25 protein-coding genes are annotated in these 26992 nt (G+C 66.9%); 4 read left to right on the top strand and 21 right to left on the bottom strand.

From position 1 onward, the window contains the following. Positions 1 to 13 precede the first annotated feature (13 nt). From C6A86_RS00640 to fadD5, 13 genes are all read right to left on the bottom strand, one after another. A complete protein-coding gene (locus tag C6A86_RS00640; RefSeq protein ID WP_142407002.1) occupies positions 14 to 691 on the bottom strand; it encodes a mammalian cell entry protein in 678 nt (225 codons plus the stop codon). Next, complete coding sequence (locus C6A86_RS00635; RefSeq protein ID WP_105363873.1) at positions 658 to 1209, bottom strand: mammalian cell entry protein; 552 nt, start codon at positions 1207 to 1209, stop codon at positions 658 to 660. The genes C6A86_RS00640 and C6A86_RS00635 overlap by 34 nt, the downstream gene beginning before the upstream one ends. Continuing rightward, the gene (locus tag C6A86_RS00630; RefSeq protein ID WP_105363874.1) at positions 1206 to 2174 is read right to left on the bottom strand and encodes an RDD family protein; all 969 of its coding nucleotides are present in this window, start codon (positions 2172 to 2174) and stop codon (positions 1206 to 1208) included. Before C6A86_RS00630 ends, C6A86_RS00635 begins: the two co-directional genes overlap by 4 nt. Next, on the bottom strand, positions 2171 to 2809 hold the full coding sequence (locus tag C6A86_RS00625) for a hypothetical protein (protein ID WP_105363875.1): 639 nt from the start codon (positions 2807 to 2809) through the stop codon (positions 2171 to 2173). The genes C6A86_RS00630 and C6A86_RS00625 overlap by 4 nt, the downstream gene beginning before the upstream one ends. Then, positions 2779 to 4329, bottom strand: a complete 1551-nt coding sequence (locus C6A86_RS00620) for an MCE family protein (protein WP_233213046.1) — start codon at positions 4327 to 4329, stop codon at positions 2779 to 2781. Before C6A86_RS00620 ends, C6A86_RS00625 begins: the two co-directional genes overlap by 31 nt. 6 nt (positions 4330 to 4335) lie before the next feature. Then, entirely contained in the window at positions 4336 to 5490 is a 1155-nt protein-coding gene (locus tag C6A86_RS00615) for a virulence factor Mce family protein (RefSeq protein ID WP_105363877.1), read from the bottom strand. Beyond that, positions 5490 to 7133 (bottom strand): virulence factor Mce family protein, encoded by a 1644-nt coding sequence (locus C6A86_RS00610; protein ID WP_105363878.1) that lies wholly within the window; start codon positions 7131 to 7133, stop codon positions 5490 to 5492. The genes C6A86_RS00615 and C6A86_RS00610 overlap by 1 nt, the downstream gene beginning before the upstream one ends. 10 nt (positions 7134 to 7143) lie before the next feature. Further along, positions 7144 to 8730, bottom strand: coding sequence for a virulence factor Mce family protein (locus C6A86_RS00605; protein ID WP_105363879.1), 1587 nt, complete (start codon positions 8728 to 8730; stop codon positions 7144 to 7146). Beyond that, complete coding sequence (locus C6A86_RS00600; RefSeq protein WP_311100985.1) at positions 8727 to 9758, bottom strand: MCE family protein; 1032 nt, start codon at positions 9756 to 9758, stop codon at positions 8727 to 8729. Before C6A86_RS00600 ends, C6A86_RS00605 begins: the two co-directional genes overlap by 4 nt. A gap of 61 nt (positions 9759 to 9819) precedes the next feature. After that, on the bottom strand, positions 9820 to 11040 hold the full coding sequence (locus tag C6A86_RS00595; RefSeq protein WP_105363217.1) for an MCE family protein: 1221 nt from the start codon (positions 11038 to 11040) through the stop codon (positions 9820 to 9822). Positions 11041 to 11044: 4 nt separating this feature from the next. Continuing rightward, on the bottom strand, positions 11045 to 11821 hold the full coding sequence (locus C6A86_RS00590) for an ABC transporter permease (protein WP_396835430.1): 777 nt from the start codon (positions 11819 to 11821) through the stop codon (positions 11045 to 11047). Between the two features lie 94 nt (positions 11822 to 11915). Next, on the bottom strand, positions 11916 to 12653 hold the full coding sequence (locus tag C6A86_RS00585) for an ABC transporter permease (RefSeq protein WP_199196177.1): 738 nt from the start codon (positions 12651 to 12653) through the stop codon (positions 11916 to 11918). Positions 12654 to 12930: 277 nt separating this feature from the next. Next, complete coding sequence (fadD5, locus tag C6A86_RS00580) at positions 12931 to 14589, bottom strand: fatty-acid--CoA ligase FadD5 (protein WP_396834515.1); 1659 nt, start codon at positions 14587 to 14589, stop codon at positions 12931 to 12933. A gap of 126 nt (positions 14590 to 14715) precedes the next feature. Here fadD5 and C6A86_RS00575 point away from each other — a divergent pair, with 126 nt between their 5' ends. Further along, the gene (locus C6A86_RS00575) at positions 14716 to 15396 is read left to right on the top strand and encodes a GntR family transcriptional regulator (RefSeq protein WP_199196176.1); all 681 of its coding nucleotides are present in this window, start codon (positions 14716 to 14718) and stop codon (positions 15394 to 15396) included. Here the strand turns inward: C6A86_RS00575 and C6A86_RS00570 are convergent, their stop codons facing one another. Then, the gene (locus C6A86_RS00570) at positions 15397 to 15837 is read right to left on the bottom strand and encodes an SRPBCC family protein (RefSeq protein ID WP_105363215.1); all 441 of its coding nucleotides are present in this window, start codon (positions 15835 to 15837) and stop codon (positions 15397 to 15399) included. It lies immediately after the preceding gene. A gap of 22 nt (positions 15838 to 15859) precedes the next feature. Further along, a complete protein-coding gene (locus C6A86_RS00565) occupies positions 15860 to 16282 on the bottom strand; it encodes a thioesterase family protein (protein WP_199196175.1) in 423 nt (140 codons plus the stop codon). 26 nt (positions 16283 to 16308) lie between these two features. On the opposite strand from C6A86_RS00565, the gene C6A86_RS00560 reads away from it, so the two are divergent. Beyond that, positions 16309 to 17391, top strand: a complete 1083-nt coding sequence (locus C6A86_RS00560) for an alcohol dehydrogenase catalytic domain-containing protein (protein ID WP_105363213.1) — start codon at positions 16309 to 16311, stop codon at positions 17389 to 17391. A 15-nt stretch (positions 17392 to 17406) separates the two neighbouring features. Here the strand turns inward: C6A86_RS00560 and C6A86_RS00555 are convergent, their stop codons facing one another. Continuing rightward, positions 17407 to 18930, bottom strand: coding sequence for a phospholipase D-like domain-containing protein (locus tag C6A86_RS00555; RefSeq protein ID WP_105363219.1), 1524 nt, complete (start codon positions 18928 to 18930; stop codon positions 17407 to 17409). A 156-nt stretch (positions 18931 to 19086) separates the two neighbouring features. Here C6A86_RS00555 and C6A86_RS00550 point away from each other — a divergent pair, with 156 nt between their 5' ends. Both C6A86_RS00550 and C6A86_RS00545 read left to right on the top strand, forming a co-directional pair. Continuing rightward, positions 19087 to 20208: an L-talarate/galactarate dehydratase gene (locus C6A86_RS00550; protein ID WP_105363212.1), complete on the top strand. Its 1122-nt coding sequence runs from the start codon at positions 19087 to 19089 to the stop codon at positions 20206 to 20208. 7 nt (positions 20209 to 20215) lie between these two features. Continuing rightward, positions 20216 to 20902 carry a FadR/GntR family transcriptional regulator gene (locus C6A86_RS00545; protein ID WP_105363211.1) on the top strand — a complete coding sequence of 229 codons (687 nt, stop codon included), beginning with the start codon at positions 20216 to 20218 and terminating at the stop codon, positions 20900 to 20902. On the opposite strand, the gene C6A86_RS00540 is transcribed toward C6A86_RS00545, so the two are convergent. The 5 genes from C6A86_RS00540 to C6A86_RS00520 all read right to left on the bottom strand — a co-directional run bounded on the left by C6A86_RS00540 (position 20899) and on the right by C6A86_RS00520 (position 26956). Continuing rightward, positions 20899 to 22428 carry a tripartite tricarboxylate transporter permease gene (locus C6A86_RS00540; protein ID WP_105363210.1) on the bottom strand — a complete coding sequence of 510 codons (1530 nt, stop codon included), beginning with the start codon at positions 22426 to 22428 and terminating at the stop codon, positions 20899 to 20901. The genes C6A86_RS00545 and C6A86_RS00540 overlap by 4 nt on opposite strands. 16 nt (positions 22429 to 22444) lie before the next feature. Beyond that, a complete protein-coding gene (locus C6A86_RS00535) occupies positions 22445 to 22987 on the bottom strand; it encodes a tripartite tricarboxylate transporter TctB family protein (protein ID WP_105363209.1) in 543 nt (180 codons plus the stop codon). Then, positions 22987 to 24000 (bottom strand): tripartite tricarboxylate transporter substrate binding protein, encoded by a 1014-nt coding sequence (locus C6A86_RS00530; protein ID WP_105363208.1) that lies wholly within the window; start codon positions 23998 to 24000, stop codon positions 22987 to 22989. The genes C6A86_RS00535 and C6A86_RS00530 overlap by 1 nt, the downstream gene beginning before the upstream one ends. 142 nt (positions 24001 to 24142) lie before the next feature. Beyond that, entirely contained in the window at positions 24143 to 25150 is a 1008-nt protein-coding gene (locus tag C6A86_RS00525; protein WP_105363207.1) for a tripartite tricarboxylate transporter substrate binding protein, read from the bottom strand. Between the two features lie 108 nt (positions 25151 to 25258). Next, entirely contained in the window at positions 25259 to 26956 is a 1698-nt protein-coding gene (locus C6A86_RS00520) for an acyl-CoA dehydrogenase (protein ID WP_105363206.1), read from the bottom strand. Positions 26957 to 26992: the final 36 nt, after the last annotated feature.

Here is a 26992-nt window from a genome sequence, read left to right as displayed (position 1 = left end):
CGCCCGAGAGCCGCTACAGTCTGGGCGTCAGGTCCAGCGAAGTGATGGCGTTCATCTGAGTGATGAGCCAGTCTGTGCCGCGTTTCTCCATGGTCAGGCGGTAGGACAGGTACCGCAGCGACGGGATGTTCTTGGTCACCGGACTGGTTGCCACCGAGTTGGTGTAGACGATCGCCGACGCGCTGTCGGTGTCCAGCGATTCGACCGCGGCGCCGAGTACCTGGGTGTTGTTGGACACCTGGGCCTGCTTGTTGGGCGCGGCGATCGCGTCGATGTACTTGCGGTACTCGGCCTGGAAATCGCCGCCGAGGAACTTGGCGGCCCGATCGGGCAGGGTCTCCATGTCCTCGGGTGTGTAGGTCCACAACGTGGTGATGGCATCGGCGGCGGTGCCGGCGATATCCAGCTTCACCTGGACCAGTGCCCGGTCGGTCAGGTACGGCGCCGCATTGGCCCCGGCGAACGCGGCCGCGGCGACGAACACGGCGGCGCCGGCGACGGCAGCCACCCGAACGCCGCGGCCCGGCGGGCGGTGCGGCACCAAGACGGGTTCGGACGCCGCCTCGTCGGACGCCGCCTCGGCCTCCTTCTCGGCCTCAGCCTCAGCCTCGGCCTCCTTCTCGGTCTCGGCCTCGGTCTCGGCGTCCGCCTCGGTGGTCAGATCACCTGAATCAGCCGGCTGATCTTCCACTGCTGTCCCTCCTTGATCGCCGTTGCCACCCAACGACTTCCGGTCTCGATGGTCTGCTTGCCGTCCGGGGTGGTGGTGGTCATCTTGGTCGCGACAAGTACATCGGCGCTGCCGTCGTCGTTCCACCGTTGCACACCGGCTTCCAGCACCTCGCCGTTGGTGGGTTCGTTGCGGGCCACCTGCAGCACGATCTCGTTCTGTTTCTCGGTGAACGTCTTGACGAACTCCCCGGTGCCCTGCGCGCGTATCCGGTCGGCGTAATCGTTGGCGTTGAACGGATCCAGCGTGGTGTAGGCCGTCATGAAGGCGCGCACATAGCCGAGCGCGTCTGCGTCGCGGATCTGGGTCCGGCGGTCCGACTCGTGGGAGACCGTCATGAACGTCGCCAACCCCAGCGTCACCGCGATCAACAGCGCGGAGATCCCGGCGACCAACGGCAAACCCCACCGGGTCGGCGGATCGACCGGTGCGTAGAAGTACTCCGGTGCATCGGCCTCGACGACGCGGCGCGGGCTCATTGGCCGCCCCCGGTGCGCGGCTTGGTCAGCACGGACAGATTCTGCACCTGCCATTGATCGCCGGTCTTCACGAAGTCCGCCCGCACCGTGGCGGTGATGAACCGCATGGCATTCGGGTCGCTGCCACGCTGTCCCTGCATCGCCAACAACATCGATGCGGTGTTCGTGGTCAACGCGGGCTGTTCCAGCACCACACCATTGACCGTCCAGTATTCGTTGGACACCAGCGGAGCCTTCTGCAGCGCCTCCTGCTGCTCGATCAGCTGCGGCCGGTAGATGTCACTGGCCAGCGACTGCGCGCGGGCGAAATCGTCCTTGGCGGTACCCGGGGCGTAGCTCAGGATCTGCTCGACGATGCGGGCGCCCTGCGCGGCGATCTCGGCGCGCGCGGTGTCCAGTGCGCGGTCCTGGCGGTACACCATCAGATAGCCGGCGGCGGTCGCGACGGCGCACAGCAGCGTCGTCGCCACCAGCCCGATCGCCACCGGCCGGCGCAGGTTCCGTTCGGGTTCACCCACCCGGTGAACCTCGGTGCGCAGCAACAGGTCTGCGAAGGTCCGGTGCCGCCGGTCCCACAGCGGCCACAACCAGCCCAGGAACACGGCGGCGGTGTCCAGCAGATGAGCGAGATCGCGGGCCAGCAGCCGGCCGGTGCCCGCCGGGGCGCCGTCGCGGCCCACCACCCGGATTCCGGTGACGGCGCGGCCCACGGTCCAGCCCGTGCGCGTCGGAAGCACCCAGCGGTTGACCATCATCGCCAGGCCCGCCAGCACCGCCACCGCGACGTACACCCACCACAGCCAGTCCATCAGCGGCGCGGTCCAGGCCAACAGGGCCAATGTCACGATCAGCGCCACACCGAACAGCACGTCGATACCCAGCGCCGCGGCCCGGGCACCCCAGGATGCGGGTTCCGCGAGCCCGGCCATTTCGGTGTCGTCGATCTCGTCGAGCACGGCCGTCACGTGGTGACCTGGACGAGGTTGGCGATCTTGTAGGTACCGTCGGCGCGTTGCATGGTGACCCGCAGCCGGTAGCCCTGTTCCTGATCGGCGGTCTCGGAATTGGTCACCTTGGTGCGGACCGCCACCAGCACGTCGACGGAGCCGTCGTCGTGGTGGCGTTCCACGGCGGCACGCAGGTCGGCGACCTCGACCTGGACGTTGGCGGCTTGATAGGCCTCCAACATCATCGAGCTGTAGAACACCGCCTGGGCGCCGAAATCACCCGTCGCACAATCGACGATCCTGGCCTGCGCGGCGCCCATGGAGGCGGTGTCGGGCGCCTGGGTGGCCGTCACACAGTCCTTGGCCGCCTGCAGCGCGACCGCGTCATCGCGGGCGATCTGCTCGCTCTGCGCATTGGACCGCAGCAGCAGATAGCCGCCCGCGGACAGCGCCGCGGCCGCCAGGAAGAGCACCAGGCAGATGCTGACGAGCCAGCCCTGGCCGAATCGCCCGTGATTCGGTTCCTCGGTGGATTCCCGTTCTGCGAGATCCTCGGGGGAGTCCGCTGTCGATACCTCCGCCGCCTCATCGGCAGCGGCGTCGTTCTCGTTGTCGGTGGGGTTCAGCCGGCTGGTGCCAGCATCTCCTTCCATCCGCTATCTCCTGAGTTACTCGAGTTGGTGACGGAGTACTTGACCCCATCGGGTCCGACCACCTCACCGCTGGACGGGCTGTACACCGCCGATGGACCTGCTGCCGGAGTGTAGATGCACGGGTTGGGTTGCTGTCCACTGCAGGTGACCGTGCCCTGGCCAGGCGGGGTCAACGGGTCGCTGGTCGGCAGCGTCGACTCCGGCGGTGGCAGCTGGCTGGCGGGCAGCGGGTTCATCCCGTTGTTGATCGACGGCGCCGGGATCACCTGACCGGGGTTGACCGGCTGGGTGCAGCGCGCGCCCGCGGCGGGGCAGTCGACGATCTGGTTCGGGTCGCCGTACCAGGGGTTGGTGCCCAGCGGCACGTACGGCTCCTCACTGCGGCACTCCCGCGGGGTGGCGGCCCGCTTACCCGGCACATCGGCGCACGGGTAGTTACGCGCACCGCGGACCGCGTTGGGCGCATCCTTGGGGATCTTGCAGTACAGACCCGACGGCAACGGTTCGGTCTTGGTGTCCGCCGGCGACCGCCACTGCGAGGCGGGCAGGAACCCGGTCAGGCAGGGCGGCGGGATGTTGATACCCAGGCCGAAGTGCAGCAGACCCTCGGGAGCGAAGATGGTCGCGGTCTGCGCGATCGCCGCGCCCTGCGGAAGCACGACGAGCACCTGCTCGACGTTCTTGTTGTACCGCTTGAGCATGTCGATGACGACCTCAAGGTTCGCCAGCGTCTGCGGCAACGACTCCCGCACATCCCCGAACACCGCGTTGAGCTGATCTGCCGTGGGCGCCGCCTGCTGCAGCCCACTGCGCAGCGCGGCGTCCTTCTCCGCGGTCTGCGCGGTGATGGTGTTCAGGTTGGCGGCCCACCGGGAGATGGCGTCCTGCGAGTTCACCTGAGAGTCGATGATCGGGCCGGAGTTCTCGACGATGTCGGTGACCGATGACAGATTCTCCCGGAAGTCACCGGCCAGCGCCTGGGTGCCGTCGACAAGGCGTTGCAGTGACGGCCCGAGACCGCCGACCGCCTGTGCCGTCTCGTCGAGCAGGACGCTGATCTTCTCCGCCGGCAGCGCCGCCAAGCCCCGCTGGGCCGAGTCGAGCGCCGGACCGACCTCCGCGGGCACCCGGCCCTTGGTGATGGTGTCGCCGTCGTTGAAGTACTGCCCGGTGTTCTCGGTGGAGACCAGATCGAGGAACTGTTCACCGACCGCCGAGACCGAGTGCACATTGGCGACGGTGTCGACGGGCACCTTGGTGCTGTCCTCGATGTTCATCGTCACCCGGGCACCCTGTTCGGTGGGCTCCACCGTGATGACCTTGCCGACGGTGGTGCCGCGGAAGGTGACGTTGGCCGTCTCGTACAGACCGGCCGAGTTGGGCAGGTTCGCATACAGGCGGTACATCCCGATGCCGGCGTAGGCCGGCAACCGCAGGTAGCCCAGCGAGAGCACCACCAGTGCCACCACCGTCAGCGCGACGAAGATGAGCAACTGGGTCTTGATCATTCGGGTCAGCAGCATGGGTTACTCCGACCTTTCGATCAGCGGACCACCGGGCGCGTTGTTCGGGTTCGGCGTGAACCGCACGTCCGGGATCATCGTCGCCGGATCGCGGCCCCAGGCCTGTTCCAGTGCCCGCAGCATGCCCGAGATACCGGTGCCCGACAGGAAGCCGTTGTCGATGGCACTCAGGGTGAGGTCGATGGTGACCGACACGTTGATGTAGTCACCGCGGATCGCCTTCGGGATGTTCTCGATGTTGAACGGCACCGTCAGCAGCAGCTTCAGCGCACCCACCAGGTACGGCGAGGCCTTCGCCAGCTCCCGCAGCGGGCGCTGCAGGTTCTTCAGGTTGGTGTTCAGGTTGGCGTTGGTGTTGCTCAACGTCTCATCCGCGGTCGCACTGAGCCGGCCCAGCGCGGTCACCGCATCGGCGAACAGATCCCGGGTCTCCGCGAAATGCTGGATCAGCGGCGGGAACTCGGTGAGCACCCGGTCCAGCGTCTCGTTGCGGTCGGCCACGATGGACAGCAGCCGGTCGGTCGAATCGATGGCCCGGGTGATGTCCTGGCGCTGCTCGTTCAGCTCGAAGGTGAAGGTGTCGAGCCGGTTGAGGAACTCCCGGATCTCGCCGGAGCGCCCCGTCAGGATCGCGTTGACCTCGTTCTGGATGACCTCGATGTTCGGGATACCACCGCCGGTGAGGATGCCCGAGACGCTGGCAAGCGTCCGCTCGATGGTCGGGAACGCCGACGAACGCTCCAGCGGGATGGTGTCCCCGTTGCGCAGCGGCTCCGGCGACGGGGCCTCATCCTCGGGCTGGTCGAGTTCGACGTGCTGGGAACCCAGCAGTGAGGTCTGACCGATGCGGGCCACCGCGTTCTGCGGCAGCTCGACACCGGGCTCCAGGTCCACCGTCAGCAGCGGCACCCAGTTCTTCAGCTCGATCTTGCGCACCCGGCCGACGAACACATCGGCCACCCGGACCCGGCTGTTGGCGTTGAGCGCCAACGTCTCCGGCATCTGGATGTAGATCGTCGAGTGCCCGGACTGGGTGCCCGGACCGCCGGGCAACGGCACGTTGGCGATACCGCGCCACTGCCCACAGCCGCTGAGCATCAGTCCGGCCGCGGCCAGCGCAACCGTGCGGGTACCCAGTTTCTTCCAGCTACGGCTCATCACGCGCCACCTGCCTCTGCGGGCAGCGGAGGCCCTGGCGGAGCCGGCGCAGCGGGTGCTGCGGGCACGGCCACCGCCGCGGCCGGCGGCGGATCACCGGGGATCACACCGGGCGCCGGGATGGGCGGCGGCCCGGGCTGCGGGTACCACGGCGGCGGCAGCGGGGTGTTCTCGCTGTACGCGTTCGGCGGGCCGGGCAGGTTGCCGCCCGGCGGCACACCGAAGGCCGGCGGTGCCGGCGGCGGCACGATATCGGGCCCACCGAGCAACGCGGCCAACGAATCCGGGGTCAGCATGTTCGCGGTGAACGGCTGCACCTCGACACCCTGCATACCCGGCGCGACGATCCAGCCCGGCTCGTGGTTGCCGTGCGAGAACAGGGTGTCGCGGGAGAAGATGCCCGGCACGGTGGTGTCCTTGTAGCCCGGGGGCGGACGCAGCCGCGGCTCGGAGTACGCGATCTGCTTGGGCAGCGTCATCGCACCGGCGGCCAGGTTCGCTCCGAACGGGATGTAGTTGAACTTCATCGCATCCATCACCGGCGCCAGGTACTGCGCGCACAGCTCCGCGGACTCCTGGTAGCCGAGCCGGCTGCCGGCCTGGATCGAGCTGCAGATAAAGTTGAGCGGGTTGGAGAAGTTGGTGACGCCGGGCAGCACGGGCAGGCCGACGATGCCGCCCTGGTTGGGCGCCACCACGTTGACGACGTTGGCGACCAGGTTCGGGTAGGCGTGCAGACCGGTCTCCAGCCCGTCCCGGGGTTCGGGCTGCAAGATCGCGTTCGTCACCTCCGCCAGGTTGTTGACGTCGTTGGTGAGCGGTGTGCCGTTCTCGTCGAGGAACTTGCGGGTGGTGGCCAGCACCGAGTTCAGATCGTCCAGCGCGGTGGCGACCTCACGGTCGGTGTTGGTGAACGAGTTGGTGAACTGCGCCAGATCGTTGTTCAGCGCCACGAACTGCTGGTCACTCTTGTGCAGCGCGTTGACGAAGACGGCCAGGCTCTTGACGATCCCGACGAAGTCACCGCGGCCCTCGTTGAGCGCGCTCACTGCGTCCGACAGACCCTTGAGGGTCTTGTTGAACTGTTCGCCCTTGCCCTCGAAGCCGTCGGCGAACGATTCGACGATGTCGCCGAACGGGCCCTTCGGCTGCTCCGGTGTCGGCCCGAGATCGGCCAGCAGCCGGGTCACCTGATCGCGCACCTCGTCGTACTCGATCGGGACCTGGGTGCGGTCCTCGTCGATGACCGCGCCGTCCTGCATCGCCGGCCCGCCGGTGTAGGGCGGGGACAGCTGGATGACCCGGGACGCCACCAGCGACGGGTTGAGGATGGAGGCGCTGGCGTTCTCGGGCACCTTGTACTTGCTGTCCACGTGCAGGACGACCTTCATCCGGTCGCCCTCGGGTTCGATCGAATCGATCGAGCCGACCTTGACGCCCATGATGAGCACCTTGTCGCCGGGGTACAGCGCCAGTGCCTGCGGGAAATAGGCGGTGATCGTGGTGGTGGTCAGCTTCTTGTAGACGGTCCAGCCCACGGCGGCGGCGCCGACGGCGACGGCGAGCACGATGGCGCCCATGATGACGGCCGCCTTCGAGAAGCGCGGCAACTGGATGTTGCGGATGTTGAAGATTGTCGACATCTACTCGGCCCTATCCCTGAGATCCGGGCGGAAGGAACGGCGGGTTGCCGGGAAGCGGCTCGGTGCCCACCGGCGAGAGCTGCTGGCCCGGCCCGGCCGGTGGCGGCGGTCCCGGCAGCGGCGGCGGCAGCGGCGCGCGACTCGGAATGGGTCCCGGCGGGGCCGGAACCCCGGGCGGACCGACCGGCACCGTGCGCGCCCCCGGCGGACCGGGCACCTGCGGCACCGGGGTGCCGGGGACATTCGGCGGCAACTGGCCGGGGATGCCTGCGCTCGGGATACCCGGTGTCGGACCGAGACCGTGCGCATTCGGATCGGAGGTCTGCACTCCGACGGGGCCCTGGTAGTTCGGGCCGTACGGGTTGTCGCCGAACGGGCCGACGGTGAGATCCGCACAGGGCAGCGGGTTTCCGGGACGCGGCAGGCCGTCGGCCGGCGGCGTGTAGGAACACGGCGACCCCTTGGGCACGGCCGGGCCCGGGAATTCCGGGGTACCTTCCAGCACCCGCGGTGCCGGCGGCGGCGCGCCATTCTCGAACCGGGTGCCGTTGGGATCCGGGAACTGGAAGGCGGGCAGACCGGCGTTGCGCCAGAACTCCTCCGGGTTGATGCCGCGCTTCTTGAACGCGGCGTCGACGAAGGGCTGCAGCAATGTGGGCGGCAGCAGATTGACCAGCATCACCTTGAAATACGGGCCCGAGGCCAATGCCTCGGCCAGCGAGGTGATGAATTTGCCTGCGATGCTCAGGGTGTCGGCGAGGTCCTGCTTGCGCTCCACCAGGGTGTCACTGACGGTATTGAGCTGCGTGAGCACCTTGTTGAGGTTCGGATTGTCGTTGATCAACCCGGAGACCTGCTCGGACACCCCGGAAATGCGTTCCAGCAGCAGGTTGACGGCCTGACTGCGCTCGTTCACCGCGGCGAGCAGGGTCTGCGCGTTGACCAGCAGCGCGTTCACCTGGCCGCTGCGGTCACCGAGCACGGTGGCGATCTTGTTGGCGTTGGCCAGCAGCTGCTTGAGATCCTCGTCGCGCTGACCGAGTGTGTCGGAGAACCGCTGCACACCCTCCAACGCGCCTTGCAGGTGCGGGTAGGTCTGATCGACGGTCTCGGACAACACATTCAGCGACTGCTTGATGGCCTGGGTGTCCCAACCGGACGCCGCCTCGGTGACGTCCAGGAACGCGTCGTAGATCTGGTACGGCGTCTGGGTCTGTTCCACCGGCAGGAAGCCACGCGGTTTCAGCACCGTGTCACCGCGCGGCTCGACCTCGATGTTCTTGCGGCCCAGCACGGTATCGGTGCGGATCGCGGCACGGCTCTCGGTGCCGATCTGGCGACCGCCGAGGGTGTAGCCGATCTCGACCTTGTCGCCCTTGATCTCCATGCTCTGCACGGTGCCGACGTCGACGCCGGCGATGCGCACCTTGTCGGCGACGCTCAGACCTCCGGTGTCATTGAACTGTGCGTAGTAGGTCGGCACCGCGAACAACATCGGCACGCTGGTGATGCTGGAACCGACACCGATGACCAGTGCCACCGTCAGCACGCCCATCACACCCTTACGGATGCGGTCCGAACCCTGGATCGTCCTCATTGCGGTGTGCACCTCCCCGTCGGCTGGGTGGTCACCTTCACGACGCGGGTCGGGCCTCCCGGCTGAAGGCCGTTGAGCCGCAGCGAGAGATCGCAGGCGTAGAAGTTGAAGAAGTCACCGTAGATGCCACCGGCGCGTCCGATGACCCGCAACGATGCCGGGATCTTCGCGACGATGTCGTTGACCTGATCGAGCTGATCGATCAGCGGCTGCTGGATGGTCTCCAGGTAACCGAACGTGTCCCGCAGCAGCGGCCGGTTGTCGGCCAGCAGATCCGACAGCGACCCGGCGGCGTTGCTGATGTCGGCGACCGAGGCTCCGATCGGGTCGGCGCGGTCCTTCAGCCCGGTGATCAGCGTCTCGAAGTTCTTCAACGTGTCATCGAACTGCTTCTGGTGCTTGACGGTGGTGTCCAGGACCGTATTGAGGTTGGTGATGACCTCGCCGATCGCCTGGTCGCGATCGGCCAGCGCGGACGTGAGCTCGGCGGTCTGGTCCAGGATGTTGTTGATCGTCCCGCCCTGGCCTTGGAAGATCGTGATGATCGAGGTCGCGATGTTGTTGACCTTGTCCGCGTCAAGGGATTTGAACAGCGGGCGGAATCCGCCGACCAGCGCGTCGAGGTCGAGCGCGGGTTCGGTGCGTTCCACCGGAATGGTGCTGCCGCCGGGGAGCACCGCGTCGCTGTCGCCGCGGCGCAGTTCCACGTAGCGGTTACCGATCAGATCGAGGTAGCGGATCGCGGCGGTGGTCTCCTGGAACAGCTGGAGATTGCGTTCCACCGCGAAGTCGACCCGGACCTGGTTGCCGCCGTCGATGAGGACGACGTCCTCGACCTTGCCGACCTCGACGCCGTAGGCGCGCACGAACTGTCCGGCACGCAGGCCGCTGGCGTTCTCGAAAATCGCCGAATAGCCGGTGGTGCGGTCGAATCGGAGCTGCGCGAACACCACGAAGATGATCGCGGTGAAGGTGAGCAGCACCGCCGATATTGCACCGAGTTTGAAAAGAGTTCCCTTGATACTCATGCGGCTCCCTCGCAGGCTCGGGTCCCGCATGCCAGTTGTCTATTCGTTCCGCAAGCGTCTCTCATGGGTTGATCGTGTTCTCCCCCACTTGGCGTCCCCAGACGTACTCAGTCATGATCGGCTGGCCGAGTTCGAAGTGGTTGTACGGGGCGAGGCTCGCGCCGGTGTCCATCACCAGATACGGCATCGGCCACAGGTCGCGGGTGATCGGCTGCCAGCAGCCGGGCCGCCCGCCGGGGCCACCCTTGGCGTTGACGCGGGGCAGATTGTCCGGGAACACGTACGGGTTTCCGGCACCGAGCACCGAGGAACGCGTCACCAGGGAATAGCCGTTACCGCCCAGCGCCCCGGCCAGTTTGGGCGCCGCATCGTGGTAGTTGCGGATGGTGCAGAACAGCTGCGGGCTGTAGTAGTCCAGCAGCTTCGAGGTGGGCAGCAGGTCTTGCGCACCGCGCACCAGGTACGGCCCGCCGCGCTCGAAGATGTCGGCGCCGGTGTTGCCGAAGCCCACGGCCGCCATCAGGGCCGCATCGATATTGCCCTGCTCGTCGTTGAGCGCCTGCGCGGTGATCACCGCATTGCTCAGGCCGTCGAACAGATCCGGCGCCGCATCGGAGTACACCTCGCCCAGGTCGGCCAGGCCGGCGATATCGCGGCGGATCTGCGGCATCCGCGGATTCAGTTCGCCGAGAATGTCATTGCCGTCCACGATCGACTGACCGAACTTGTCGCCGAGCCCGTCGAGGGCCTGGGCGGCGGCGGTCAGGGTCTGGTTCAGCTTCACCGGGTCGATCTGCTCGGCGATCTTCATGATCGTCTCGAACAGGGTGTTGAACTCGGTGGTGGTGCCCGAGGCCTCGATGGTGGCCCCGCTCGCCAGCCGGGTGGCTGCCGGGTTGTCCGGGGACAGGAAGGAGATGTACTTGTTGCCGAACACCGTGGTGGCCCGCAGTTCGGCCTCCACGTTGGACGGGATGAGCGACAGGTACTTCGGGTCCACGTCGAGGGTGAGCTTGGCTTTGGGAACCTCACCGACCGTGACCACCCCGGCCTCGGTGAGGCGCCCGATCGGGACGCCGTTGAAGGTGACCTTCGAACCCGGGTCCATTGCCAGACCGGCACGTTCGGCCATCACCGTCAACTGGACCCGCTTCTCGAAGAAGCCGCGGAACTGCAGCCAGGTCAGGCTCAGGATGAGCGCACTGATCAGTAACAGCACCAGACCGGCCAGCTTGTAGGGCGGGGTCTTGGGCTTGTTCAGAGGTGCATGCGTAGTCGTCATGGCGCTACACCGTGAGGTTGAAGTTCGGGTCGGTGCCGTACAGCGCCAACGAGGCCAACAGCACCACCAACACGATGGCGATCAGCGAGGTCCGCATCGAGCGTCCCACCGCCTCGCCCACGCCCACCGCGCCGCCACTGGCGAAGTAGCCGAAGTAGCAGTGGTTCAACATGATGATGATCGACATGATGATGACCTCCAGGAACGACCACATGACGTCGTCGACGCGGAGGAACGTGTGGAAGTAGTGCTCGTAGGTACCGACCGACTGTGAATAGAACACCGTGGTGACCAGCTGAGCGGACAGGAAGGACAGCAGGATCGCCATCGCGTAGAGCGGGACGATCACGATGGCGCCGGCCATCAGGCGGGTGGACACCAGGTACGAGATCGACTTGATGCCCATCACTTCCAGCGCGTCGATCTCTTCGCTGATGCGCATGGCGCCGAGTTCGGCGGTCGCACCGGCGCCGACGGTGGCGGCCATGGCCTGGCCGGTGACGACGGGCGCAACCACCCGGATGTTGGCCAGGGCGGCGAAGAATCCGGTGAAGGCCTCGACACCGATGTTGCCCAGGGAGGCGAAGCCCTGGATGGCGATCAGGGAGCCCGCCGAGAGGGTGACGAAGCCGATGATGGCCACGGTGCCGCCGATGACGGCCATCGCGCCGGTGCCCATGCCGATCTCGGCGACCAGGCGCAGCGCCTCGCGGCGGTAGTTCTTGAACGCGTGCGGAAGTGAACCGACCGCCTGCACCACGAACCAGGCGACATGGCCGATGCTGTCGAGGAATCGGCCAGGCCCGCCGGCGAAGCCGCGGGTGCGGTCGAACGCGCGGGGGAAGCGTGTCCGCAGGACTGCAGCTGTACTCACGTCAGCCTCCCGTTCCGAAGCGGACGCCGATGGTGGTCAGCACCACGTTGACCGCGAACAGCGCGACCACGCAGAGCACCAGGGTTTCGTTCACCGCGGTCCCGACCCCCTTCGATCCACCGGCGACGGTCAGGCCCCGGTAGCAGCCGACCAGCCCGGCGATGAGTCCGAACAGCGTGGCCTTGATGACCGAGATCATCACCTCGGGGAAACCGGTGAGCAGCGTCAGCGTGGAGACGTACGCGCCGGCGTTGACGTTCTGGATGTAGACACCGAAGAAATACCCGCCGACGAGGCCGATGGTGATCACCGCGCCGTTGAGCAGGAAGGCCACGAAGGTCGCGGCGACGACGCGGGGTGCCACGAGGCGTTCGATGGGATCGATGCCGAGCACCTCCATCGCGTCGATCTCTTCGCGGACGGTGCGGGCCCCGAGGTCGGCGCAGATCGCCGTGGATCCCGCGCCGGCGACCACGAGCACCGTGACCAGCGGCCCGAGCTGGGTGACGGCGCCGAGCGCGGCGCCGGCACCGGAGACGTCTGCCGCGCCGAACTCGGCCAGCAGGATGTTGAGCGTGAAGATGATGAGCACGGTCAGCGGGATGGACACCGCCAGCGTGGGCAGGAACGCCACCCGGATCAGGAACCAGCTCTGGTTGACGAATTCCTTGAACTGGAAGGGCCGGGTGAGCAGCGCCTTGCCCGTCAATACGCTCATCTTGAAGAAGCCGCCGACCATGGTCAGCGGTTTGTCGAGCTGTTCCTTGACGTAGTCGACCAGACCGTTGCCCGCCGTCACCGGCACACCTCGGAACCGAGTTCACAGCGTGGCGGCATCACCTGTCGCACGCCCCCTCCTTCACTTACTCGGAACCCCGCGTCCGTTGGCCTGTGATGCCGGTCTACCTACTGGTCGGTAGTAAGACAGACCACAGGACTGTACCCGATCCGATACCGGCGGTGTCGCACATCGGCTTTATTCACACCGCAACTGTTAGCAAAGACATCCCGTCCGGTTACCTCTCCGAAGCTGTTTCAGAAACCCTTGCCGCAGTGGAACTTTCGTCGGCGTCAATGGAGCTCTCCGCACCGAAGGCCGAGCGCAGTTCCGTTTTGAGAACCTTGCCCGACGGATTTCGGGGCAGTGCGTCGACGATCTCCAGCGCCTTGGGATGCTTGTATCTGGCTAACCTCTCGGTGAGGAAATCGTCGAGTTCGGCGAGCGTGAGACTCGTCGCGGACAAAGCTACAACAGCGACCGGAACCTCGCCCCATTTCCGGTGTGGACGCCCGATCACCGCAACCTCCGCAATTGCCGGGTGAGCGGCCAGAACGTTCTCCACTTCCGCGCAGTAGATGTTCTCGCCGCCGGAGATGATCATGTCCTTCTTACGGTCGACGACCCAGATGTAACCCTCCTCGTCCTGGCGAACGAGGTCCCCGGAGTGGAACCAGCCGCCCGCGAACGACTCGGCGGTGGCCTTCGGGTTGTTCCAGTAGCCCGACATCAGCGTCGGCGCCCGGTAGACGATCTCGCCGACCTGGCCGACCGCGACATCGTTCATATCCTCGTCGACGATGCGGGCCGACACCGTGGGGATGACCCGTCCGACCGAGCCCAGCTTGCGGATTGCATCTTCCCCCAACAACATACAAGTCACCGGGGACATCTCGGTCTGACCGAACGCGGCGAGGATATTGGCGCCGGGGAAGGTTTCGGCCATGTCCTTCAGCAACGTGTCCGATGCCGGCGCGGCACCCCAGGACAGCACCCGCAGCCGGAGGTTGCGCGGCTGGGCCCGCTGGGCCGCACAGACCGCCTGCCACTGCGCGGGCACCAGGAAAATGCCCGTCACCTGCTCGGCCGCCAGCACGTCGAGCAGGGCACCGGGGTCGAAGGCGCCGAGCGGATAGAGCACCGTCGGGCGGCCCAGCAGCAGGCCCGGGATCATGTTGCCGATTCCGGCGATGTGGAACAGCGGAACGCCGATGAAGCCGACATCGTGGTTCAGGTCGGCACCATTGGTGAACAGGAAGGTCAGCGCCTGTCCGGTGATGTTGGTGTGGGTGAGCACCGCGCCCTTGGGCCGGCCCGTGGTGCCCGAGGTGTACATGATCAGCGCCGGTGAATCGTTCGGGATGTCGACAGGGGCGGGTGCCGGACCGGGTTCGGCCAGCAGGTCGTCATAGCCCAGGACATCGTCATCGCCGGCGGTCCCGGCGACGATCACCGTCGACAGGGTCGCGTCCAGCGCACGCACAGCGGTGGCCACCGGCGCCAGCACTGCTTCGGTGATGACCACCGCGGCGGCGCAGTCGGCGACCAGGAAGGCGATCTCCGGCGGGGTCATCCGGAAGTTGACCGGGACCGCGATGGCGCCGAGCCGGTTGGCGGCCAGGAACGACTCGATGAACTCGGTGCGGTTGAGCATCAGGATGAGCACCCGGTCCCCGGACCCGACGCCGCGTCGCTGCAGCGCCCCGGCCAGCTTGGTGACCCGCTCGTCGAGTTCGGCCCACGTGGTGGTGTGGCCGAGAAAGCGCAGCGCCGTCTTTTCCGGCTGCATCAAGGCGTGTCGGGTCAGCTGGTTGGACCAGTTCTGCTGACGGGCGAGATAGGGCTGTTCGGTGCTCTGAGCAGTCAACGCGAAGGCTCTTTCGTCAGGGATGCGCAACCGGGCTTGCGCAATGTTGATATTTGATCAAACATTGTGTCGTCGCGGTCACACTATGACGACACTGCCGACGTGAACAAGCCGTCCGCGATAGGTCACCATCGCTCGTTGAGAGGACGGCAGCCCGTGGACGCACCCGCGAAACTGCGGCCTGCCCGTCGTCGCGAACAACTCTCCGATGAGGTGGCCGGCCATCTGCGGGTCGCGATCATGTCCGGGGCCCTGCGGCCCGGCACGTTCGTGCGCCTCGACGAGACCGCCGCGCAGCTCGGCGTGAGTATCACCCCGGTACGCGAGGCGCTGCGCACCCTGCGCGGTGAAGGGCTGGTGCAGCTGGAGCCCCACCGCGGACATGTGGTGGCCCCCTTCACCCGCGATGACATCGCCGATATCTTCTGGCTGCAGGGAATGATCGCCGCCGAACTCGCCTCGACCGCTGCTCGGCGTGCCGACGACGCCGATATCGACGAGCTGGAACGGCTGACCGGCGCGCTCGACGATGCGGTGCGGGGTGGCGATGTCGACGCGATCGCGCTGGCGGAGTTCAACTTTCACCGCACGTTCAACCGCACCACGAACCGGATGAAGCTGGCCTGGTTCCTGCTGAACGCCGCGCGCTATCTGCCGCCGCACATCTACGCCTCCGATCCCCAGTGGGGTGTGGAGGCGGTGGCCAACCATCGGGAACTGGTGGCGGCGCTGCGACGACGCGATGTCGGCGAGGTGGTCCGGCTGACCCGCAGCCAGTTCGACGACGGTGCGCGCCGGCTGACCAGCCTGCTCGACGATCTGGGGCTGTGGACCTAGCTAGCCGGCCAGTTCTTCGGCGCGCTTCTTCAGATTGCCCGCCAGGTGTTCGAGCGCATCGCCCGCGACCTTCTTCACCATCATCGCGGGCACGCCGGGCATGGACACCTCGACATCCATGTCGACGGTGAGCAGGCTCGTCGCGCCCATGTCCACGACGGCGAACAGCTGCTCCTGCTTGGAGAACAGGTTGCCCTGCTGCATCACCGTCTGGATCTGGCTCTCGCCCGGGTAGTACACGGCCTGGATGTAGGTGCCCTCCATGCCCTGGACCTTGGTGTCCAGCCGTAGCTGGCTGGGCCGGCCGTCGTCGTACCTGGCCAGCACCCAGGCGCCGGTGACCTCTTCGTTCCACTGCGGGTAGGCCTCGAAATCGGCGACGATCGCCATGATCGCGGCAGCGGGGGCGACAACCTCGACGGTCTTGCTGACGACTGGCATCGGCCGAGCATATCGCCGGGGCTCAGTCCGCCGTGATGCCCACCATCAGTGCGCGGATGTCATCGGGGATCGGGACGGGCCGACGCGTCTGGCGGTCGACGTAGACGTGTACCCAGGAGCCGACGGCAGCGACCGGCCCGCCGTCGGCCCACAGTCCGGTCCGGTAGGTGACGCTGCTGGTGCCCAGCCTGGTCACCGCGAGCCCGACCACCAGATCGGACGGGAACTTCAATTCGGCGAAGTAGCGGCAGCTCGACTCGGCCACCACACCCAGCCAGGGTGCGGTCACCGCGTCGACGGCCGCCCGGGTGCCGATCCAGGCGTTGATGGCGGTATCGAACAGCTGGTAGTAGATCGCGTTGTTGAGATGGCCGAACATGTCGTTGTCGGTCCAGCGCGTCTGCACCGGCCAGTGCAGCGGGAAGTCCGCGTCCGAGTACTCCATGTGGGCAAGCATGTCAGGCTGGTGACATGTTGATCCGTGGTGCGGTACTGGAAACGATCGGAGCTCCCCGGCCGTACGCGGCGTCTCGGCCGCTGTCGGTGACCGAGCTGGAACTCGACGATCCGGGCGACGGTGAGCTGCTGGTGCGGATCGAGGCGGCCGGGTTGTGCCACTCCGATCTGTCGGTGGTCGACGGCAACCGGGTGCGGCCGGTGCCGATGCTGCTCGGCCATGAGGCCGCCGGCATCATCGAAAAGGTAGTTGGCGCTTCAGATCTCGCGCTCGGACAACGGGTGGTGATGACCTTCCTGCCGCGCTGCGGGCAGTGTTCGGCGTGCGCCACCGACGGGCTGGCGCCGTGCATCCCCGGTAGCGCCGCCAACGGTGCGGGCACGCTGCTCAGCGGTGCGGTTCGGTTGAGCGGTGGTGTGCTGCACCACCTCGGGGTATCCGGGTTCGCCACCCACGCGGTGGTGGACCGGCGTTCGGTGGTGCCGGTCGACCCTGATGTGCCGGCTGTCGTCGCCTCCCTATTGGGGTGCGCGGTGCTCACCGGTGGCGGTGCGGTGCTCAACGCCGGTCGGCCCAGGGCCGGACAGACGGTCGCCATCGTCGGGATGGGTGGGGTCGGGATGGCCGCGATGCTGACCGCGCTGGCGCACGAGGATGTCCGGGTCATCGCCGTCGACAGGCTGCCGGACAAGCTGGCGCTGGCACGCGATCTCGGCGCGCACGCCACCTACACCCCCGAGGAGGTCACCGAGAAGGCCGAGGTGGTGATCGAGGCCGTCGGGCACGCCGCCGCACTGGAAAGTGCGATCGCGTTGACCGCGCCCGGCGGGCGCACCATCACCGTCGGGCTACCGGCACCGGATGCGCGGATCTCGTTGTCGCCGTTGAGTTTGGTGGCTGAGGGCCGAACGCTGATCGGCAGCTATCTCGGGTCCGCGGTGCCCGCCCGCGACATCCCCCGCTTCGTCGAGTTGTGGCGGGACGGAAAGCTGCCGGTGGAGAAACTGGTGTCGGCGACACTGGCCCTCGACGAGATCAACAGCGGCATGGACGAACTGGCCGACGGACGGGCGGTCCGGCAGATCATCGAGTTCTGAACGCGCACCGCGCGATCAGATGGACAAGCCGATCCGGTCACCGATTCCACGCACCACCGACCACACACCGGGTGCGCCCTTCATCAGCGGCCAGGTGACGGCTGCGGTGACCACCGAGCACACACTCTGCGCCAGGGAGGCCGGGACGCGGACCGGATCCATCAGGTCGTTCTCGGCGAACGGCCCCTCATCGGCCGACACCATGAGCTCGGTGAACTTGCGCAGCGAGCGACCGGCGCCGCGCAGACCGTCGACGGCGCCCAGAAACGATTCCCGGCGCGAGATCTCGGCGCGGAGGTCCTCGACGGACACCCCCAGATGTTCGGCCAGCAGACCGTCCCGCACGGAGGCGACCACGGCTCGCACATCATCGCGGTCCGACGAATCATCAAGTGCGAGATCACATTCGCTGTCGAATCCCAGTGAGCGATTGTTCAGGTTGGACGATCCGATGCGCAGGAACCGGTCATCGACGATCATGACCTTGGAATGAATGTACAGCGACGTGCCGCCGGGTACCGCAGGCCAGTAGACGCCGAACCGGCCGTGTTCATCGGCCTCCCAGAGCAGCCGCACCATGCGCTCGCGGGCGCTGTCCATCGACGCGGTTTCCAGCGGGCTCTCCGACGTCCGCGGCAGCACGATCACCACTTCGGGTCCGTCCGGCTCACGCAACCGCTCCGCCAGCGCCTCGCAGATCCCCCGCGCGGCCAGGTACTGGTTCTCCAGATAAATGAAGTCACGGGCTGCTCCGATGGCGGCGAGGTTCAGTGCCTCCACCTCGCGGACCTCGTCGCGATCCGGCAGTGGCGGCAGTGTGCGCGCAATGCCGACCTCGACCTGACGTAACGCCGGCTCGCAGTGCCGCGGCCATGCCGCCGCGCCCGCTCTGACCGGCGGTAGCGTCTGCCCAGTCGCCGTGTGCCACCGGTCGCGGGCCAGTTCGGCCAGACACGATGCGGCCTCCCCGTCGACCACCGTGGCCACTTCATGACGCGGGCCGTACGGCTCGCCCCCGGCGTGCCGGCCGGGATCGTTCGGTGTGTGCGCGCGGGTGTCCCACCGCCCGAGCGTCAGGTCGATACCACCGCAGAACGCCACCGCGTCGTCGATCGCGACGATCTTCTGGTGATGCACCGCGCCGAGTGGATGTGCCCCGTCGACGGCCAGATGCATGCGCTGCGAAGTGATCCGGTTGAGCCACTGCACCGGGACGATGCTGTACCAATAACGTTCGAACGCGGCAAGCAGACGGAGATTCGACTTCAGCACGTAGACCTTGAGGTGCGGTCGCCGCCACAGCAGCCAGAACAGAAACGGACCCAGCTGGTTCGGGCCGGGCATCGTCGCGCCCTCGGGTTCGAACGTCGTGCGGGAGTCGAAGTCCCATCCCACCAGAAGAATCCGGCTTTCGGCGCCCAGCATCGCGGATTTCACGTGCCTGAGATAGTCCGCACCGTCGATGATCGGGGCGTAGCGACCCGCCTCCGCGGTACGCCAGCACGTCTCGCCGGGTGACAGCAGCGGATCCTTGACCATGGTCATCAGCGCCTCCTTCGCTCCGGGCGATCAGCCGCGCGGACTCATCTACTGAGTCGCGCACCAGTGTGCACCACGCACGCGAACGAGATGCACCCCACAATCGTCCCGCACAGCGCCCTTCACAACTTGTATGATGAGTTATAGACTCATCATATGACTGACGCCATTCGCCATCTCCGCCTGTCCCATGTCGTGCTGCCACTGCCCAATCCGGTCAGCGATGCCAAGGTCCTCACCGGCCGTCAGAAGCCGCTGACCGAAACGGTGTTGCTGTTCGCCGAGGTCAGCACCGAGCAGGGCTTCGAGGGCATGGGCTTCAGCTACTCCAAGCGGGCCGGCGGGCCGGCTCAGTACACCCACCTTGCCGAGATCGCCGACGTCGCGCTCGGTCAAGACCCCTCCGATATCGACCGCATCTACCAGTCCCTGCTGTGGGCCGGCGCCTCGGTGGGACGATCCGGTGTGGCCACCCAGGCCATCGCCGCACTCGACGTCGCACTGTGGGATCTGAAGGCTCGACGTGCCGGACTGCCGCTGGCCAAACTCCTCGGCGCACATCGCGACTCATGCCGGGTGTACAACACATCCGGCGGATTCCTGCAGGCCTCCGTCAGCGAGATCAAGGAGAAGGCGACCGCCTCACTGGAATCCGGTATCGGCGGGATCAAGATCAAGGTGGGACAGCCGGATTGGCGGATCGATCTGGACCGGGTCGCCGCAATCCGTGAGCATCTCGGAGATACCCCGCTCATGGTGGACGCCAACCAGCAGTGGGACCGGGCACGGGCCCGACGGATGTGCCGCGAACTCGAACAGCACGACCTGATCTGGATCGAGGAACCCCTGGATGCCTGGGACGCTGTCGGCCACGCCGACCTGTCGCGCGCCTTCGACACCCCGATCGCGACCGGCGAGATGCTCACCTCCGTTCCCGAACACATGGCGCTGATCGACGCCGGCTACCGCGGCATCGTGCAACCCGACGCACCGCGGATCGGTGGCATCACCCCGTTCCTGCGCTTCGCCACGCTCGCCTCACACGCCGGGTTGGCCCTGGCCCCGCATTACGCCATGGAAATCCACCTGCACCTGGCCGCCGCGTACCCGACCGAGCCGTGGGTCGAGCATTTCGAATGGCTCAATCCGCTGTTCAACGAGCGCATCGACATCCATGACGGGCGGATGTGGCTGCCCGAGCGCGCGGGACTCGGCTTCACGCTCAGCGATCAGATGCGGGCCCTCACGAAAGAGAGCGCGAGTTTCGGTCAGTCATGATGTTGCGATGACAACCTCGTTGGCCCAGCGGGTGGTCGCCGGCCTGAAGGACAAGATCTTCGCCGGCGATCTCCCGCCCGGGCACAAGCTGCCCTCGGAAACCGAACTGGTCGAGGAGTTCGGGGTGTCGCGCACCGTGGTGCGCGAAGCCGTCACCCGGCTTCGCGCCGAAGGCCTCGTCGAAACCTTCCAGGGCCGCGGATCATTCGTGCTCGCCGTGCCCGAGTCGACGGCCTTCACCGTCGAGTCGTCGGCCATCCGGTCCCATCGCGATGTGCTGGACATGATCGACTTCCGGTTGGGCATCGAGTGCGAGGCCGCCGCGCTGGCGGCCGCACGCATCGATGCTCGCGGCCGGGAGACCGTCCGGGACGCGCTCGACGAATTCACCGGGGCCGCAGCGAGCGATGCGGTGGAGGCCGACTTCCGTTTTCACCGCGCGCTTGCCGCCGCCAGCGGCAACCGGTTCTATGTCGAACTGCTGGATTCACTGGGACCGATGATGATCATGCTGCCCCGCACCCGATTGGGTTCCGAGCACTCCATCACCGACGCCGGCCATGCCGATCGGGTCCGGCGCGAACACGACCAGGTGGCCGCCGCCGTCATCGACGGCGACCCGGAGCTCGCCCGGGCCGCCATGCGACTGCACCTGGGCAACACCCGGCGCCGGCTTGACGCCGGCAGGCGTTAGCGCCCCACGGTTTCGGCGTCATCGGCCGTGGCCGGCACGGACGCTGCGGCACGCTTGTGGCGCACGTACTGGATCACCGGCAGCAGCACCAGCAGCAGGAAGACCGCCAGGATGCCACCCGAGATCGGCCGGGTGATGAATCCGGTGGGGTCGCCGTCGAAGATCAGCAGGGAGCGCCGGGTGCTGGCCTCGATGATGGTGCCCAGCACGAACGCCAGCACCATCGGCCCGGGGTCGAAGCCGGCCTTCTTCATCAGGTAGCCGACGATGCCGAAGGCCAGCATGACGAAGATGTCGAAGGTCGAGTTGTTGATGGTGTAGACACCCAGGATGGTGATGAGCGCGGTGATCGGCGCGAGGATCGCCGGGCGCACCCGCAAGATCCGGACGAACAAGCCCACCAACGGAATCGACAGGATCAGCAGCAGGATGTTGCCGATGTACATCGAGTTGATGACACCCCAGAACACGTCGGGATGTTCGTCGACGAGTTGCGGTCCGGGCGAGATGCCCAGGATCAGCAGCGCCCCGAACAGCATCGCCATCGACGCGTTGGCGGGCAGGCCGATGGTGAGCAGCGGGATGAACGAGGAGGTGGCGGCCGCGTTGTTGGCCGTCTCCGGTGCGGCGACGCCCTCGATGGCGCCGCGACCGAAACGCTCGGGGGTCTTGGAGCGCCGTTTCTCGGTGGCGTAGGCCACGATCGACGACAGGGTGGCACCACCGCCGGGCAGCACACCCAACACGAAGCCGATGATCGAACCGCGCCCGATGGCACCCGAGGACTGCCGGAGATCCTTGCGCGACGGCCACACATTGCCGACCTTGGCCGGGACATGCGTCTTTCCGTGGCGCTGCTCCAGGTTGTACAGAATCTCCCCGACACCGAACAGGCCCATCGCCACGACGACGAAGTCGATACCGTCGGCCAGTTGCAGGCTGTCGAAGGTGAAGCGGGAGGCACCGCTGAAGCTGTCCCGGCCCACCGTGGCGAGCAGCAGGCCGACCGCGCCGGCGATCAGCGCCTTGAGCTTGTTACCGCTGCCGATGGTGGCGACCAGGAGCACACCGAGCAAGGCCAGGGCGGCGTACTCGGGCGGACCGAAGTCGAGCGCGATCTCTGCCACGACGGGGGCCAGCAGCGTCAGGCCGATGATCGAGATCGTCGCGCCGACAAAGGATCCGATGGCCGCAATGCCCAGGGCGGTGCCGGCCTTGCCCTGTTTGGCCAGCGCGAAGCCGTCGAAGACGGTGACCACCGAGGATGCTTCGCCGGGGAGCCGCAGCAGCACCGAGGTGATGGTGCCGCCGTACTGGGCGCCGTAGTAGATACCGGCCAGCATGATGATCGCGGCCACCGGGTCGATGGTGTAGGTGATCGGCAGCAGGATCGCGATGGTGGCGGCGGGGCCGAGGCCGGGCAGCACACCGATGATCATGCCGATGAGCACACCCATCAGGCAGTACAGCAGGTTCTGGGGTTCGGCAACCAGAGCGAATCCATCCAGGAATGCGTTGAAGTCCATGATGTTTCGGCTTCGCTCAGAAGGCGATGAGGTGGGGAAGCGGAATCCGCAGCCCGTAGATGAACAGGACGTAGAACACTGCTGTGGTGGCGACGCTGATCACCGCAGTGCTACGCCAGCTTTCACCACCCAGGAACCGCAGCCAGATCACACACAGCACCACCGCGGGAATCTCGAATCCGATCAACGGCATCAGCAGACCGAAGCCCGCGAATGTGACGGCGCCGATGGCCACCAGAAGGCTGCTGCGGGTGAACTTTTCGGCGTCGTCGAGCCGTCGTCCGACCACCAGCAGCAGCAGCGACAGTGCGGCGATGAGCACGCTGACCACGAAGGGCCACAGTCCGGGACCGGGCTCGCGCAGCGAGCCCAGACCGTAGCCGGAGGCCAGCGCGGCGCCGGCGACTCCGATCACCAGACCGGCCAGCGCACCCGCGATCTGATAGCCGGGACCGCCCGCGGGCGGGCGCTCCTCGTGCAGTTCGTGGGCGACCTCGGCCTCGATCTCGGCGAGGATGTCGTGTGCGTGCGGAGCGTGTGGCTCCCCCACGGCGGTCATCAGCCCGCGTTCCGCAGGTCGAGGTCGTACTGGCCGACCAGCTCGGCGTAGCGCTGCTTGTCCTCGTTGAGCTGGGTCAGCACGTCCGCACCGGACAGCTCCATGGGCGTGAGGCTGTTCTGCTCGTTGAACTTCTTGTAGTCCTCGGTGGCGAACGTCGCCTTCAGGCCCTCGACGAGCTTGTCCTTGACCTCCTGCGGGGTGCCCTTGGGAACCGTCATGAACCGGTACTGCGTCACCTCGACGTCCAGTCCCTGCTCCTTGGCCGTCGGCACATCGGGCAGGTAGCTGATCCGGTCCGGGCCGAACACCGCCAGCGGCACCAGCTTCCCGGACTGGATGTTCTCGATCGCCTCCCCCACCTGGATGGAGGCGACCTCGACCTGGTTGCCGAGGACGGCGGCCAGCGCCGGTGCGCCACCGTCGAACGGAACGGCCGCCGACGGCACACTGCTGCTCTTGAACAGCAACGCGGCAGACAGCTGCGCGCCGGTCCCGACGCCGGTGGTGCCGTAGCGCACCGTGCTATCGGCGTTCTGCATGTCCTGGATGGTCCTGAACCCGCTACCGGGGCTCGCGACCAGCACGTAGTCGTCGCGGGATATGCCGTAGACCACGTCGAAGGCGTCGATGTCGGTGACCTCGTCGGGGCTCACGGCGAGCGGGGTGATGGTGAACAGCGACGCGTTCTGGATGGCGATCTTCGAGCCGTCCGGCGCGGCGTTCGCGACCTCGGCCGCGGCCAGGGCTCCGTTGGCACCCTCGCGGTTGATGACCGGGAACGAGGCACCCAGGTCATCGCTGAGGCCCTTGGAGACGGCACGGCTGATCAGGTCGCTGGATCCTCCGGCCGAGGCGCCGACGTACATCTCGACGGTGCCGGACGGCCAGCCGTCACCGGATCCGCTTCCTGTGCTGGTCTGCACTCCGCCGCAGGCGGTGAGCAGCAGGCCTGCGGCGGCTGCGGCGGCCAGCGCGGCGCGGGGACGTCGGCGGGTGGCTTCGATCGCCATCGGGCACCTCCTGTTGGTCAAGTCTCAGATTGCCACCGGTGTGGTGGCCATCACTTAACTTAGGAAGCTCGGCGATACCTGTCCAAGGCATAATTGGTATCGCTTCATGCCGATAGTGCATCGACACAGTCCTCGTCGCCGATCAACCGCCGTCGTGCAGATCGATGCCGTTCTGCTGCACCACCTGCGCGTAGCGCTGTTTGTCCTCGGCGAGTTGGCCCAGTACCTCGTCCCCGGGTATCTCCATCGGGGTGAAGCTGTGCTGTTCGTTGAAGTTGCGGTAGGCCCCGGTGTCGAATGTCGCCTTGAGGCCCTCGACCAGGGCGTCCTTGATGTACTGCGGGGTCCCCTTGCGCACCGTCATGAACCGGTACTGGGTCACCTCGGCGTCGACACCCTGTTCCTGGGCCGTGGGCACATCGGGCAGGTAGCTGTTGCGGTCCGAGCCGAATACCGCCAACGGCACCAACCGTTCGGAGCGGATACTCTCGATCGCCTCGCCCACGTGGATGACGGCGATGTCGACCTCACCGGCGAGCACCGCGGCCAGCGCGGGTGCGCCGCTGTCGAACGGCACCGGCAGCGCCGGCACTTCGGCATTCTTGAACAGCAGCGCGGCGGACAGCTGCGCACCGGTGCCGACGCCGGTGGTGCCGTAACGGACAGCGTGATTCGCGCGCAGGATGTCCTGGATCGCGCGGAAACCGCTGGCGGGGTTGGCCACCACGACGTAATGGTCCCGGGATATGCCGTAGACCACGTCGAATCTCCCGATGTCGGCGGCCTCATCGGGGGCGACCGCGAGCGGAGTAATGGTGTACAGCGAGCCATTCTGGATCGCGATCACCGAACCGTCGGCAGGGGCGGCGGCGACCTCCGCCGCGGCGATCGCGCCGTTGCCGCCCTCCCGGTTGATGATCCGGAACGGCGTCGCCCCAGCACCGGAGAGGCCATCGGCGACCGCTCGGCTGATCAGATCGCTGGATCCACCCGCGGCGTAGCCGACGTACATATCGACGGTGCCCGACGGCCAGGTGCCGCCGCCATCGTCCGCGCCCTGGGGCTCGATGGCGCTGCTGCACGCCGTGACCATGATGGCGGCGAGCGCCGGCGCGACCGCCGAACGGAGTCGGGCGGTGGCAATCGCCATAAGAGCATTCCCCCAGTGCGGTAGGCCCCCCGGCCTGCCGTCGGCTTTGACGGCTACGCAAGAAACGCTACACGTCGCGCCGCTGCCGCACGGGACTATCGGGCAACCTCAGAACCAGGAGTCGGCCATCTCCAGCGTGGTGCGGTCCAGGCTCTCCAGCAGATCCAATTGTGCTGCGGTCTTGGGCAGTTCGTAGCGGAAGAAGAAGCGGGCAGCCTGGCGCTTGCCCTCGTAGAAATCGCCGCCCTGGTCGCCGGCAACCAGGTACTGCTCCAGCCAGATCCAGGCGATGACGATATGACCGAACGCCTCCAGATAGATCGCGCTGTTGGCCATCGCGGCCTCGACGTCGCCGGAGGCGAACATGCCCGCGGTCACCGTCACCAGCCGCTGCCAGGAGGCCTGCAGTTGGGCGGCCATCGGGTCGTCACCGGCCTCGGCGATGGTCGCGGAAACCCGCTCCGACAACGCCGCCAGGCTGGCGCCACCATTCTGGGTGACCTTGCGGCCCAACAGGTCCAGGCTCTGTATGCCGTGGGTGCCCTCGTGGATGGGGTTGAGCCGGTTGTCCCGGTAGTGCTGCTCCACGTCGTATTCGCGGGTGTAGCCGTAGCCGCCGAGCACCTGGATGGCCAGGCTGTTGGCTTCCAGGCACCACTGCGACGGCCAGCTCTTGGCGATCGGAGTCAGGATGTCCAGCAGGGCGGTGTCCTCTTCATCGGCCAGCCGCGCGCAGTACAGCGCGAGTCCGAGCGCGCCTTCGACATAGGCCTTCTGCGCCAACAACATCCGCTTGACGTCGGCGTGCGCGATGATCGGGACCTGCGGGCTCGCCGGATCCTTGACCAGCCGGCCCTGCGGACGTTCCCTGGCGTACTCCAGCGACTTGAGGTACCCGGTGTAGCCGAGCGCGACCGCGCCCATCCCGACGCCGAGTCGGGCTTCGTTCATCATGTGGAACATGTAGACCAGGCCGCGGTGCGGTTCCCCGACCAGATACCCGACCGCGCCATCGAAGTTGAGCACGGTGTTGGTGATACCGCGTTGGCCCATCTTGTGATTGAGCCCGGAGATCGCCACGCCGTTGCGGGTGCCGTCTTCCAGGAACTTCGGCACGATGAACAGCGAGATGCCCTTGGTGCCCACCGGTCCGCCCGGGATCTTGGCCAGCACCAGGTTGACGATGTTCTCCGAAAGTTCGTGCTCGGCGCCGGAGATCCACATCTTGGTGCCGAACAGCCGGTAGCTGCCGTCATCGTGGGGTTCGGCGCGGGTGGTGATATCGGCCAGTGAGGAGCCGGCCTGGGTTTCCGACAGCGCCATGGTGCCGGTGAAGCGCCCGGCCAGCATCGGCTCGACGAACGTCTCGATCTGTTCGGGACTGCCGAACTTGGCGATCAGGTTCGCGTTGGCGATGGTGAGCATCAGGTACCCGGAGGTGCTGGTGTTGGCCGCCGAGATCCACGCGAAGCCGGCCTGCGCGACGGTCGCCGGCAGCTGCGCGCCACCGAGTTCGGCGTCGAAGCTCATGCCGATCAGGTCGGCCTTGGCGAAGGCCTCGATCGCCGCCTTGACCTCGGGGATGACGGTGACCGTGGTGCCGTCGAACTGGGGCTCGTGAGCGTCGCTGAGCTTGTTGTGCGGGGCGAAATAGCGCTCGGCCAGCTGTTCACACAGATCCAGCACCCCGTCGAAGGTTTCCCGGGAATGCTCGGCGAACCGCGGCCGCGTCGTCAACTCCTCCACGCGCAGCCACTCATAGAGCAGAAAGTCGAGGTCGCGGCGGGACAGGATGGTCGACTTCATGCCGCCAGGTTAGCCCTCGGCTTCCGGCACCGCACC

The sequence above is a fragment of the Mycobacterium sp. ITM-2016-00316 genome (genome assembly GCF_002968335.2).
Taxonomy (GTDB): Bacteria; Actinomycetota; Actinomycetes; order Mycobacteriales; family Mycobacteriaceae; genus Mycobacterium.
This window is presented reverse-complemented; position numbering and strand designations above follow the sequence as displayed.

Bases quoted from the DNA above. Each gene is read 5' to 3' on its own strand.
- C6A86_RS00635 (WP_105363873.1), bottom strand. From the start codon at position 1,209: ATGAGCCCGCGCCGCGTCGTCGAGGCCGATGCACCGGAGTACTTCTAC.
- C6A86_RS00625 (WP_105363875.1), bottom strand. From the start codon at position 2,809: ATGGAAGGAGATGCTGGCACCAGCCGGCTGAACCCCACCGACAACGAG.
- C6A86_RS00615 (WP_105363877.1), bottom strand. From the start codon at position 5,490: ATGAGCCGTAGCTGGAAGAAACTGGGTACCCGCACGGTTGCGCTGGCC.
- C6A86_RS00610 (WP_105363878.1), bottom strand. From the start codon at position 7,133: ATGTCGACAATCTTCAACATCCGCAACATCCAGTTGCCGCGCTTCTCG.
- C6A86_RS00605 (WP_105363879.1), bottom strand. From the start codon at position 8,730: ATGAGGACGATCCAGGGTTCGGACCGCATCCGTAAGGGTGTGATGGGC.
- C6A86_RS00600 (WP_311100985.1), bottom strand. From the start codon at position 9,758: ATGAGTATCAAGGGAACTCTTTTCAAACTCGGTGCAATATCGGCGGTG.
- C6A86_RS00595 (WP_105363217.1), bottom strand. From the start codon at position 11,040: ATGACGACTACGCATGCACCTCTGAACAAGCCCAAGACCCCGCCCTAC.
- C6A86_RS00585 (WP_199196177.1), bottom strand. From the start codon at position 12,653: ATGGTCGGCGGCTTCTTCAAGATGAGCGTATTGACGGGCAAGGCGCTG.
- C6A86_RS00570 (WP_105363215.1), bottom strand. From the start codon at position 15,837: ATGCCAGTCGTCAGCAAGACCGTCGAGGTTGTCGCCCCCGCTGCCGCG.
- C6A86_RS00565 (WP_199196175.1), bottom strand. From the start codon at position 16,282: ATGGAGTACTCGGACGCGGACTTCCCGCTGCACTGGCCGGTGCAGACG.
- C6A86_RS00560 (WP_105363213.1), top strand. From the start codon at position 16,309: ATGTTGATCCGTGGTGCGGTACTGGAAACGATCGGAGCTCCCCGGCCG.
- C6A86_RS00555 (WP_105363219.1), bottom strand. From the start codon at position 18,930: ATGGTCAAGGATCCGCTGCTGTCACCCGGCGAGACGTGCTGGCGTACC.
- C6A86_RS00550 (WP_105363212.1), top strand. From the start codon at position 19,087: ATGACTGACGCCATTCGCCATCTCCGCCTGTCCCATGTCGTGCTGCCA.
- C6A86_RS00545 (WP_105363211.1), top strand. From the start codon at position 20,216: ATGACAACCTCGTTGGCCCAGCGGGTGGTCGCCGGCCTGAAGGACAAG.
- C6A86_RS00540 (WP_105363210.1), bottom strand. From the start codon at position 22,428: ATGGACTTCAACGCATTCCTGGATGGATTCGCTCTGGTTGCCGAACCC.
- C6A86_RS00535 (WP_105363209.1), bottom strand. From the start codon at position 22,987: ATGACCGCCGTGGGGGAGCCACACGCTCCGCACGCACACGACATCCTC.
- C6A86_RS00530 (WP_105363208.1), bottom strand. From the start codon at position 24,000: ATGGCGATCGAAGCCACCCGCCGACGTCCCCGCGCCGCGCTGGCCGCC.
- C6A86_RS00525 (WP_105363207.1), bottom strand. From the start codon at position 25,150: ATGGCGATTGCCACCGCCCGACTCCGTTCGGCGGTCGCGCCGGCGCTC.
- C6A86_RS00520 (WP_105363206.1), bottom strand. From the start codon at position 26,956: ATGAAGTCGACCATCCTGTCCCGCCGCGACCTCGACTTTCTGCTCTAT.